The organism is Pseudomonas izuensis (assembly GCF_009861505.1).
GTDB lineage: Bacteria > Pseudomonadota > Gammaproteobacteria > Pseudomonadales > Pseudomonadaceae > Aquipseudomonas > Aquipseudomonas izuensis.
This window is the reverse complement of the sequence record NZ_WTFT01000033.1, coordinates 21,301-29,017: the sequence shown is the minus strand read 5'-3', so window position 1 is coordinate 29,017 and position 7,717 is coordinate 21,301. Positions and strand designations below refer to the sequence as shown.

General features: G+C 61.8%; 7 protein-coding genes. 5 read left to right on the top strand and 2 right to left on the bottom strand.

Annotated elements, in window-relative coordinates:
* Positions 1-418 precede the first annotated feature (418 nt).
* The 3 genes from GPL81_RS23820 (at position 419) to GPL81_RS23810 (ending at position 4,068) form a co-directional block, all read left to right on the top strand.
* Positions 419-1,180, top strand: coding sequence for a tetratricopeptide repeat protein (locus tag GPL81_RS23820; RefSeq protein ID WP_160108724.1), 762 nt, complete (start codon positions 419-421; stop codon positions 1,178-1,180).
* 207 nt (positions 1,181-1,387) lie between these two features.
* On the top strand, positions 1,388-2,905 hold the full coding sequence (locus GPL81_RS23815) for a CoA-acylating methylmalonate-semialdehyde dehydrogenase (RefSeq protein WP_160108700.1): 1,518 nt from the start codon (positions 1,388-1,390) through the stop codon (positions 2,903-2,905).
* A 113-nt stretch (positions 2,906-3,018) separates the two neighbouring features.
* Positions 3,019-4,068: an NAD(P)H-dependent flavin oxidoreductase gene (locus GPL81_RS23810; protein ID WP_160108699.1), complete on the top strand. Its 1,050-nt coding sequence runs from the start codon at positions 3,019-3,021 to the stop codon at positions 4,066-4,068.
* 202 nt (positions 4,069-4,270) lie between these two features.
* Here GPL81_RS23810 and GPL81_RS31750 read toward each other — a convergent pair whose 3' ends face one another.
* Positions 4,271-4,402, bottom strand: coding sequence for a hypothetical protein (locus GPL81_RS31750; RefSeq protein ID WP_281355068.1), 132 nt, complete (start codon positions 4,400-4,402; stop codon positions 4,271-4,273).
* A 110-nt stretch (positions 4,403-4,512) separates the two neighbouring features.
* Here GPL81_RS31750 and GPL81_RS23805 point away from each other — a divergent pair, with 110 nt between their 5' ends.
* Complete coding sequence (locus GPL81_RS23805; protein ID WP_160108698.1) at positions 4,513-4,977, top strand: cupin domain-containing protein; 465 nt, start codon at positions 4,513-4,515, stop codon at positions 4,975-4,977.
* A gap of 98 nt (positions 4,978-5,075) precedes the next feature.
* Here the strand turns inward: GPL81_RS23805 and GPL81_RS23800 are convergent, their stop codons facing one another.
* The gene (locus GPL81_RS23800) at positions 5,076-6,491 is read right to left on the bottom strand and encodes an MFS transporter (RefSeq protein ID WP_160108697.1); all 1,416 of its coding nucleotides are present in this window, start codon (positions 6,489-6,491) and stop codon (positions 5,076-5,078) included.
* A gap of 133 nt (positions 6,492-6,624) precedes the next feature.
* Between GPL81_RS23800 and GPL81_RS23795 the strand changes: the two genes are divergently transcribed.
* A complete protein-coding gene (locus GPL81_RS23795) occupies positions 6,625-7,512 on the top strand; it encodes a LysR family transcriptional regulator (RefSeq protein WP_160108696.1) in 888 nt (295 codons plus the stop codon).
* Positions 7,513-7,717 lie beyond the last annotated feature (205 nt).

Here is a 7,717-nt window from a genome sequence, read left to right as displayed (position 1 = left end):
GAACCTCCACTCGGCCTCTCGGCCTCTCGAGGTGGCAAGAAGATCAAAAGCCAAAGCCAAAGCCAAAGCGAGGCGGCCTGACAGCCGACCTGGCTTTCGCGGATATTCCCGGTTCATTGTGGGAGCTGGCTTGTCGGGTCGCCGCATCGCAGCGAAAGCGGCCTGACAGCCGACCTGAATGCTGTTGACCGATTACATATCCAATCCTGCGGCAACGGCCACTGACGGTTCCGCCCTGACAGTCTGTAGGAGCGATGCTTGGTCTGGGCGGCGTTCCGATGAAAAACGTTCGGAATACGCGGTACACGCCCGGAGGATGGGGCGGGAACTTCAAGGTGCTCGCCAGGTCGATTGGAGCCCCGAGCACTGTGGTCTGTTTTTCGGCAGTGCTGTGCGAGATCAGTCGAGTCCGTCCCTGATGCCAACCAAACGTTTTTTACCGGGTTTGATCCTGGTGTTCTGTGCCGTCGCGCCGCTTTGTTCGGTTGCTGCCGAGCGAACCGCTGCTGCTCAAAGCAACAGTGCATCAACCACGCTGATCGAAACCGCCTCGCGACAGTATGAAAATGGCCAGTTGGACCAAGCCGCTGCCACGCTGGAGCGAGCCCTGCATATCCAGCCGAACAATCCCGCGACCCTGCATTACCTGGGTGTGTTGCGTCTTCAACAGGGGCAGTACCAGCAGGCTGAAACCCTGGCGACGCGCTCGAACATGCGGGTTGGTCGCAACGTTGCGTTACGCAACCGCAACTTCCAATTGATTCAGGCGGCGCAGCAGGCCCAATCCACGGGTACCCCACCCAGCGCCAAAGAGGATCTGGTCGCAGTACGCCAGGGGGTGGAAATGGAGACCCAAAGGCGCAACGAAGCAGAAATGGGCGTGGCAGAACAAACCACTGCGGACAACGGGCGCGACGTTGGCAACTTCACTCACGTAACGGCAGACCGGCTATCGGATTCACCGACCATTGGCAGGCTTCCCGCAGGGAACTTGCAAATGGCTTCCGACGAGCCAGAGCCTGCATACGATGAGGTCAGGATTCCCCGCGGCCATTTACCGCCTCCGGGTCGATGCCGAATCTGGTTTCCTGATCGCCCACCGGGGCATCAGCCCGCACCTGGCAAATGCAAAAAACTGCGACATCGGGTTCCGCCAGGGGCCTACCTGGTGCACGGATGAACGACGAGTGCGCCTCATCACGGGCTCCCCACCGTGCAGGCTGCAAAATAGCATTCACCATTTATGATCCATAAGATCATTAATCATCATTTTACATGATCAGTTGGCTGGCCTACCTTGGCCCTGCCAGCCGCACCCACAACCCGCCTGGCACTCTCCCGAAAACAAAAAGAGATGGTTCTTATCCACCAGCAGGGGACACCCGCCATGAGTAACCAGCCAGCAGAGATCGCACACTACATTCACGGCCGCGTGATACCGGGCAATTCCGGTCGCGTACAGAACGTCACCAATCCGGCCACCGGTGCGGTCACCGCCAAGGTGGCCCTGGCCAATGTCTCTGAGGTCGATGCAGCGGTGCAGTCGGCAGCCGCCGCTTTCCCAGCCTGGTCAGCGACGCCGCCACTGCGCCGCGCGCGCATCCTGTTCAAGTTCCTGGCGTTGCTTAACGAACATCGCGACACCCTGGCGCAGATGATCACCCGCGAGCACGGCAAGGTGTTCACCGACGCCCAGGGTGAAGTGACCCGCGGTATCGAAGTGGTCGAGTTCGCCTGTGGCATCCCGCAGTTGCTCAAGGGTGACTACACCGAGCAGGTCTCGACCAACATCGACAACTGGACCCTGCGCCAGGCCCTGGGGGTGGTGGCCGGTATCACGCCGTTCAACTTCCCGGTGATGGTGCCGATGTGGATGTTCCCGGTGGCGATCGCTTGCGGTAATACCTTCGTGCTCAAGCCGAGCCCGATCGATCCTTCGCCCTCGCTGCTGATCGCCGAACTGTTCAAGGAAGCCGGATTGCCGGACGGTGTGTTCAACGTGGTGCAGGGCGACAAAGAAGCGGTGGATGCGCTGCTCGATCATCCGCAAGTCCAGGCCGTGAGCTTTGTCGGCTCGACGCCGATTGCCAATTACATCTACGAGACCGGTGCCCGCCACGGCAAGCGTGTGCAGGCGTTGGGTGGGGCGAAGAACCACATGGTGGTGATGCCCGACGCCGACATCGATCAGGTGGTCGATGCACTGATCGGCGCGGCCTTCGGTTCTGCGGGCGAGCGTTGCATGGCGATTTCGGTGGCGGTGTTTGTCGGTGATGTCGCCGACAAGGTCATGCCGAAACTGGTGGAGCGTACCCGTACGCTGAAAATCCTCGAGGGCATGAACCTGGCCGCTGAAATGGGACCTATCGTTTCGCAAGTGGCCCACCAGCGCATTACCGGCTACATCGAACAAGGCATTGCCGAAGGTGCCGAGCTGCTGGTCGACGGACGCGGCTTTGACGGTTCAGAGGCCGGTGCCAACTGCGTCGGGGGTTTCTGGCTCGGTGGCACGGTGTTCGATCACGTCACCCCGGAAATGAAGATCTATAAAGAGGAAATCTTCGGCCCGGTGCTGGCGTGCATGCGGGTGAAGGATTTTGCCGAGGCAGTCGAACTGGTCAACGCCCACGAGTTCGGCAACGGTACCGCTTGCTACACCCGTGACGGTCACATCGCCCGTGAATTCGCCAGCCGCATCCAGGTGGGCATGGTCGGCATCAACGTGCCGATTCCGGTGCCCATGGCGTGGCACGGTTTCGGTGGCTGGAAACGCTCGCTGTTCGGTGACATGCACGCGTATGGCGAGGAAGGCGTGCGTTTCTATACCAAGCAGAAGTCGATCATGCAGCGCTGGCCGAACAGCATTGCCAAGGGCGCTGAATTTGCCATGCCGACGTCCAAGTAATCACTGAGTTTTTCGGGTGGGAGGGCGTGTTGGCGCGGGCTGGCACGTTGTCCGTTTTCCCGGGGGGGCGACTCCATGCTCCTCATTTTTTCGCATCACATTCAGGTGTTCTCATGTCCAACCCTCTATTGTCCCTTTTAGACATTGAACTGCCCATCATCCAGGCACCCATGGTGGGCGTCTCCACTCCCAGGCTCGCGGCCGCGGTGTCCAACGCCGGCGGGCTCGGCTCCATCGGCATCGGGGCGAGCAACGTCGAACAGGCGCGTGCCATGTTGCGTGAGACCGCGACGCTGACGGACAAGCCTTTCAATGTGAACCTGTTCTGCCACGCGCCTGCGGTGCAAGACGTTGTGCGTGAAGCGCAGTGGCTGAGTTTCCTCGCGCCGTTTTTCACTGAGTTCGACGCCACGGCGCCGACCGCGCTGCGTGAGATCTACACCTCGTTCGTCGCGGACATCGGCATGCTGCACATGCTGCTGGAAGAAAAACCGGCGGTGGTCAGCTTCCATTTCGGCTTGCCACCGCAACCGGCGATCGATGCACTCAAGGACGCCGGTATCGTCCTGCTGTGTTCCGTGACCAACCTGACCGAAGCGCAGCAGGCGGAACAGGCCGGTGTGCATGCGCTGGTGGCGCAGGGTTACGAAGCCGGTGGACATCGCGGGGTGTTCGATCCGCGGCAGGACAGCGAGATGGGCACTTTCGCCCTGGTACGTGTGCTGGCCGATGCATGCCGACTGCCGGTGATCGCGGCGGGCGGCATCATGGATGGCGCCGGCATCAAGGCCGTCATGCAGCTGGGCGCCAGTGCCGCGCAGTTGGGTACGGCGTTCATCCTGTGTCCCGAATCCTCCGCCAACCCGGCTTATCGCGATGCGCTCAAAGGCCCGCGTGCTCATCAAACCAGGGTCACCAGCGTCATCTCCGGCCGACCTGCCCGGGGCATGGTCAATCGTAACTTCACCAGCCTTGAGGCCAATGCCCCGGCGCTGCCGGACTATCCCATCGCCTACGACGCCAACAAGGCGCTCAATGCCGCCGCAGCGGCCAGGGCCAACAGCGACTTCGCCGTGCAGTGGGCCGGGCAGGGCGCGCCACTGGCCCGGTCCATGCCGGCGGCGGCGCTGGTAAACCTGCTCGCCGCCGAAATGAATGCCTGACCCCATTCCCCTGGAGGAGCGAACCTGCTCGCGATGGTGGTCAACGAAAACTCGGGAAACCTGAAGCGACGCAATCCCCTGTGGGAGCAAAGCTTGCTCGCGATAGCGGTGTATCCGTCGACATCAATGTTGATTGAACCACCGCCATCGCGAGCAAGCTTTGCTCCTACAGGTGTTGCGCGTTTTCTGGGACGCCGAACTCTTAGAAACCCACGGTCGCCGACAACTTCAGCGTCCGTGGTTCACCCTGGGTCAGGTAGTTGTTGGCGGTCGAGGCCGAGGACCAGGCCTGTGTATCTGAACGTATCTCCCTCGCCGCCAGCAACTTGTGCATACAAAAACAGTCCCTCCACGACACGAACGCGATACATGACCACCGCGTAATGGCGTTGCCCCACAACGGCACCCCGCGCGTTTTTACCCGGCGCTCATTGGAGAACTGCGATGTCCCGAAAAAACAAAACCAACGCCACCCGCCTGCTTGGCGTCGCCTTCGTCACGGCCGCGTTAACCGCTTTCGCCGGTCTGTCCCAGGCCCAGGAAACCCAACCATCCGCCAACGCTGGCCAAGCCCCTGCCAAGAGCTGGCAGACAGGCATCAAGCGCACCGACCTGGTCCATCGCGACCTTGATGTAGAAGGGCGCGAAGTCATTCAGGTGCGTGTCGATTTCGATCCGGGCGTGGTGTCGCCCAAACATGCCCATCCTGGTGTTGAAGTGGCTTACGTGATCGAAGGGACGTTCGAGTACGAACTCGAAGGGCAGCCGAACGTCGTACTCAATGCCGGCGAATCCCTGTACATCCCGGCAGGCACCGCGCATGTCGCGAAGAACATCGGCAAGGGCAAGGCTTCGGAACTGGCGACCTACGTCGTCAAGAAAGACACGCCGCTGCTTATCCTCAAGTAGGGGCAGACCGCCGTCCCGCCCCGTTCGACTGCGAACCTGTGGGAGCGAGCCTGCTCGCGAAAAACGCCCGGACAACACGGTCAGCCAGGCAGGGCGCGTTATCGTTGACGTCCATCGCGAGCAAGCATCGCTCCTACAATGAACACGGCGCCGATCAGGCCCAGCGCGACGGCAAATGTCGTGCGCATGCCGTGGGCAACAGCTTGCGGGGGCGCGGTAACGACCGTCGCCGAAGCCAGCGCAAACACCGCCCCCAACACCGAAGCCCCGGTGATCAACCCCAGATTGCGCGACAGATTGAGCAGCCCGGACACCACCCCCCTTTGTTCCGGCTGGACATCGGCCATCACCGCCGTGTTGTTGGCCGTCTGGAACACCGCATAACCCAGGGTGATCACGACCATGGGCGCAAGGTAGCCGCCGATACCCAAGGTGCTCGGCAACACCGACAACAGCAGGCAGCCGAGCGCGATGGCGACCAGCCCGGCAAGGGTCATGCGCCGGGCACCAAAGCGGTCGACAATGCGCCCCGCAGGCACCCCGGTCAGTGCGGCGACCAAGGGCCCGACCGACAGCACCAGCCCGACCTCGACGGCACTCAAGCCAAGGGCCTGCGCCAGATAGAACGGCCCGACCACCAGCGTGCCCATCATCACCGTGGTTACCAACAGGCTCATGAGCAGGCTGCCACTGAGCGGCCGATCGCGAAACATCGCCAAGCGAATCAACGGCGCGGCGGCACGCTTCTCCACCCACACAAACGCCCCGACACCCACGCAAGCCAACAGCAGCAGAGCGATGTTGAGCGCGCCAAAATGGCCACGTCCGAGGGTCATGGCCAGCGCATAGGCAGCGAGTGTCAGGGCCAGCAGCAGGGTGCCCAGTGGATCGAACGCGGCCCGAGCGGTCTTTGCCCGATGCTGATCGGCAGGCAAATAGCGATGGGCGAGCAGCAGGGTCAACAAGCCCAGGGGCACCGTGATCAGGAAGATCGCCCGCCAACCCAACCCGGCGATCAGCACACCGCCGAGCGACGGTCCCATCGCCGTACCGATGGCCGACAGGGTGCCCAGCAAACCCATGGCGCTGCCGGTCTTGTCCTTGGCCACCGTCTCGCCCACAAACGCCAGGGTCAGCGCCATCATGATCGCCGCGCCGAGACCCTGCAGCGCCCGCGCGCCAATCAACAGTTCCAGGCTCGGCGCCAGGCCGCACAAGGCCGAAGCCAGGGTGAACAATACGATCCCGGTCAACAGCAGGCGCCGCCGACCCATGAGGTCACCGAGGCGACCGACGCTGACGATCAGGGTGGTGATGGCCAGCAGGTAGGCGAGGACGATCCACTGCACCTGTTGAAAGGACGCATTGAAGACCTGGGCCAGTGTCGGCAGGCCGACATTGGCGATGCTGGTGCCCAGGGATGACAACAACATCGACAGCGACAGGCTGGCCAGCGCCCACCTGACAGACAATGTCCGTTCCCTGCTTTCTGTGACGGCTGCTGTGGAATCCATGGGGGTCCTCTTTTCTGGCCACTCCCGATTGGAGCTACCGCAAATCTACGCCCGCGCCTAACATGGCGGAAGGCGCACCGGTTGCACTTGATACGTGCGTCTGACGCCCTCTCACTGAGCCACGGTGCCCTTCATGTCGACGCCCGATTTCAACTTGTTGATCACACTGGATGTCCTGCTGACCGAGGGCAGCGTGGCGCGGGCCGCCAAGCGCTTGGGCCTGAGTCCGTCGGCCATGAGCCGGGCGCTGGCGCGCTTGCGTGAAACCACGGGCGATCCGCTGCTGGTCAGGGCCGGGCGCGGCCTGGTGCCGACGCCGCGGGCACTGGAGTTGCGTGAGCGGGTCAGTCAGCTTGTGCTGGAGGCTGAAACGGTACTGCGCCCGGCCGAGCAGCCTGACCTCCGACAGGTGGTGCGTACTTTTACCCTGCGCACCAGCGAAGGTTTTGTCGAAAACTTCGGTGCCGCGCTGATCGCACGCATTGCCGAAGAAGCGCCGGGTGTGCGCCTGCGTTTCGTGCACAAACCCGACAAGGACAGCACGTCACTGCGTAATGGCACGGTCGATCTGGAGACCGGTGTCGTCGGCCACGCCGCTGGCCCGGAGCTGCGGACCCAGGGTTTGTTTCGCGATCGTTTCATCGGTGTGGTGCGTGCCGGGCATGCGCTGGGGGAGGGTGAGATCACGCCTGAACGTTATGCAGCGGGCAGCCACATCAGTGTGTCCCGTCGCGGGCTGGACAAGGGACCGATCGATGAAGCCCTGGCGCCCCTGGGTCTGTTGCGACAGATCGTGACCATCGTCGCCGGCTTCTCCACTGCATTGGCGCTCGCCCGCGCCAGCGACCTGATCGCCAGCGTGCCGGAACGCCACACCACCAACCTGCGCGCCGGCATGCACAGCTTTGCGCTGCCGCTGTCCCTGGCGGAGTTTACTGTGGCCATGCTGTGGCATCCGCGGCTGGATGCCGACCCGGTGCATCGCTGGTTGCGCGGCTGTCTCAGGGAAGTTTGCGCATAAGGGCGCACCCATAAACAAGTTGCATGATCTATCGAGTGCCATGAACTTGATATTGAAATAATGGCTGATAAGCTGATGATAATAGTTATGGGTATTACTGTTTGGTTTGGTAATAAAAGACTGTTATTTTGATATAAAAAGAATTTGAACTTATAGCGTGTTGCATTGTATGTGCAGCCGTTGGTCGTAAATGTAAAGAGTCGAG

Bases quoted from the DNA above. Each gene is read 5' to 3' on its own strand.
- GPL81_RS23805 (WP_160108698.1), top strand. From the start codon at position 4,513: ATGTCCCGAAAAAACAAAACCAACGCCACCCGCCTGCTTGGCGTCGCC.
- GPL81_RS23820 (WP_160108724.1), top strand. From the start codon at position 419: ATGCCAACCAAACGTTTTTTACCGGGTTTGATCCTGGTGTTCTGTGCC.
- GPL81_RS23810 (WP_160108699.1), top strand. From the start codon at position 3,019: ATGTCCAACCCTCTATTGTCCCTTTTAGACATTGAACTGCCCATCATC.
- GPL81_RS23795 (WP_160108696.1), top strand. From the start codon at position 6,625: ATGTCGACGCCCGATTTCAACTTGTTGATCACACTGGATGTCCTGCTG.
- GPL81_RS23800 (WP_160108697.1), bottom strand. From the start codon at position 6,491: ATGGATTCCACAGCAGCCGTCACAGAAAGCAGGGAACGGACATTGTCT.
- GPL81_RS31750 (WP_281355068.1), bottom strand. From the start codon at position 4,402: ATGCACAAGTTGCTGGCGGCGAGGGAGATACGTTCAGATACACAGGCC.
- GPL81_RS23815 (WP_160108700.1), top strand. From the start codon at position 1,388: ATGAGTAACCAGCCAGCAGAGATCGCACACTACATTCACGGCCGCGTG.